We start from the raw sequence: 2724 nt of genomic DNA, 5'->3' as shown, positions 1-2724 counted from the left end.
TGGCGGGGGGGGGGGGGGGGTTTTTTTTGTGGTGGGGTGTGCCTCAGTTTTTTTTATCTACCTTCTGTGCTCAAAATGGGGGGGGGGTCGCTGGGGGGCCCCCCCCCGCTCCCACTTCCACCCGATCGGACTACAGAACCCGCTCAGGGGTTCGCGCCGCGGGTCGAACGCGTACGCCGCCCTCGTACGCCGGCCGCGTACCCGGTACGCGGTCAGCCCCGGCGCACGCCGTCCGCGAGCTCGCCCGCGAGGGCCCGTACGGCGGCCAGCCCGGCCGGCAGGTCCGGCGCGTCCAGCAGCAGCTTCACGAAAGCGGAACCGACGATCACCCCGTCGGCGAAGCCCGCGACCTGCTTGGCCTGGACGGCGTTGGAGACGCCGAGGCCGACGCAGACCGGGAGCTCGGTCTTCGTACGGGTGCGGCGGACCAGTTCCTGGGCCTCGTTGCCGACCGACTCCCGGGTGCCGGTGACGCCCATCAGCGAGGCTGCGTAGACGAAACCGGAACCGGCTGCCGTGATGGTCGCCAGGCGCTCGTCCCGGCTGCTCGGGGCGACGACGAAGACGGTCGCCAGACCGTGCTTGTCGGCGTGCTCGCGCCACAGCGCGGACTCCTGGACCGGCAGGTCGGGCAGGATGCAGCCCGCGCCGCCCGCCGCGGCCAGCTCGGTGGCGAAGCGCTCCACCCCGTAGCGGTCGATGGGGTTCCAGTACGTCATCACCAGCACCGGCGCCCCGGTCGCCGCGTGGGCCTCGCGCACGGTGCGCAGCACGTCGGCGATCTTGACGCCGCCGCGCAGGGCGATGTCGTCGGCGGTCTGGATGATGGCGCCGTCCAGGACCGGGTCGCTGTGCGGGAGGCCGACCTCGACCACGTCCGCGCCGCCCGCGATGACGGCCTTGACGGCCTCGATGCCGCCGTCGACGGTCGGGAAGCCGGCCGGGAGGTAGGCGACGAGGGCCGCGCGGTCCTCGGACTTCGCCTTGGCGAGGGTGTCGCTCAGCAGCTGGATGTTGCCCTTGGCGTTGGCGTCCGTGCTCACTTGCTCTCCCCCTCGGTGCCGGCCGCGTCGTCGTAGAGGCCGAAGTAGCGTGCGGCGGTGTCCATGTCCTTGTCGCCGCGGCCGGACAGGTTGACCACGATCAGCCCGTCCTTGCCGAGCTCCTTGCCCAGGTCGAGGGCGCCCGCGAGGGCGTGCGCCGACTCGATCGCCGGGATGATGCCCTCGGTGCGGGAGAGCAGGCGCAGGGCCTGCATCGCGGCGTCGTCGGTGACGGCGCGGTACTCGCCGCGGCCCGAGTCCTTCAGGAAGGAGTGCTCCGGGCCGATGCCCGGGTAGTCCAGGCCGGCCGAGATCGAGTACGGCTCGGTGATCTGGCCCTCCTCGTCCTGGAGGACGTACGAGCGGGAGCCGTGCAGGATGCCGGGTTCGCCCGCGGTGAGCGTGGCGGCGTGCTCGCCGGTCTCGACGCCGTGTCCGGCGGGCTCGAAGCCGACCAGGCGGACGTCCGTGTCCGGGATGAAGGCGTGGAAGAGGCCGATGGCGTTGGAGCCGCCGCCGACGCAGGCCGCGACGGCGTCGGGCAGCCGGCCGGCGCGCTCCAGGATCTGGCGGCGGGCCTCGACGCCGATGACCCGGTGGAAGTCGCGGACCATGGCCGGGAAGGGGTGCGGGCCGGCGACCGTGCCGAAGAGGTAGTGGGTGCGGTCCACGTTGGCGACCCAGTCGCGGAACGCCTCGTTGATGGCGTCCTTGAGGGTGCGGGAGCCGGACTTCACGGCGATGACCTCGGCGCCGAGCATGCGCATGCGGGCCACGTTCAGGGCCTGGCGCTGAGTGTCGATCTCGCCCATGTAGACGGTGCATTCGAGGCCGAAGAGGGCGCAGGCGGTGGCGGTGGCCACGCCGTGCTGGCCGGCTCCGGTCTCGGCGATGACGCGGGTCTTGCCCATGCGCTTGGTGAGCAGCGCCTGGCCCAGCACGTTGTTGATCTTGTGCGAGCCGGTGTGGTTGAGGTCCTCGCGCTTGAGGAAGATCCGGGCACCGCCGGCGTGCTCGGCGAACCGCGGCACCTCGGTGAGGGCGCTGGGCCGGCCGGTGTAGTTGACCATGAGGTCGTTGAGTTCGGCCGCGAAGGCCGGGTCGCCCTTGGCCTTCTCGTACTCGACGGCGACCTCGTCCACGGCGGCGACGAGTGCCTCCGGGATGAACTTGCCTCCGAAGTCGCCGAAGTAACCCTCGGCGTTGGGGACGTGACCCTCGGGGTCCGGAATGAAGAACGAGCTGCTGGACATGCCCAGTACTCCTACGGGTGCGATGGGATGGATGCACCGTATTGCGCCGTGGGCCCGCCGCACGCGCACCCCGCTGCGGGGGTGGGGATGCGTACGGGCGCAGCGGCCCGCGCCCGGAGCCGGCGGCTCGGGGCCACGGACCGTGAGCGAGCACCTACGGGCGGCACGGGGGACGGCGTCGGGAGACGACGTCAGACGTACCGGACCCGGTCGGTCCTCGTTACGGCGCGCCTGTGGTGCGCCATCGCATGCCGTTGACCTGGCCGGGCTCGGAGCCGATCACGTACCGGACCCGCCGCCCGTGCACGCCGCGGGCCCGGGCGCGGCCCCCGCGGGGGGCGGCGCCGCCCCCCCGGGGCGGGGGGGCCCCCCGCCCCGGGGGGGGGCCCCACCCGCGGCGCGGGCGGGGGCGGGGGGGGGGCGGGGGC

3 protein-coding genes are annotated in these 2724 nt (G+C 73.1%); all 3 read right to left on the bottom strand.

From position 1 onward, the window contains the following. Positions 1-212: 212 nt before the first annotated feature. Positions 213-1043 (bottom strand): tryptophan synthase subunit alpha, encoded by an 831-nt coding sequence (trpA, locus tag ACFXA3_RS40440; RefSeq protein WP_385196117.1) that lies wholly within the window; start codon positions 1041-1043, stop codon positions 213-215. Beyond that, positions 1040-2296 carry a tryptophan synthase subunit beta gene (trpB, locus tag ACFXA3_RS40435; RefSeq protein ID WP_385196115.1) on the bottom strand — a complete coding sequence of 419 codons (1257 nt, stop codon included), beginning with the start codon at positions 2294-2296 and terminating at the stop codon, positions 1040-1042. The genes trpA and trpB overlap by 4 nt, the downstream gene beginning before the upstream one ends. Before the next feature lie 220 nt (positions 2297-2516). Then, a partial coding sequence (gene trpM / locus ACFXA3_RS40430) for a tryptophan biosynthesis modulator TrpM (RefSeq protein WP_385196113.1) occupies positions 2517-2724 on the bottom strand: 208 nt, incomplete at its 5' end.

The sequence above is a fragment of the Streptomyces sp. NPDC059456 genome, from assembly GCF_042750055.1.
Lineage (GTDB): Bacteria > Actinomycetota > Actinomycetes > Streptomycetales > Streptomycetaceae > Streptomyces.
This window is presented reverse-complemented; position numbering and strand designations above follow the sequence as displayed.

Excerpts from the sequence above, each read along its gene's own strand:
- trpB (WP_385196115.1), bottom strand. The coding sequence starts at position 2,296 with ATGTCCAGCAGCTCGTTCTTCATTCCGGACCCCGAGGGTCACGTCCCC.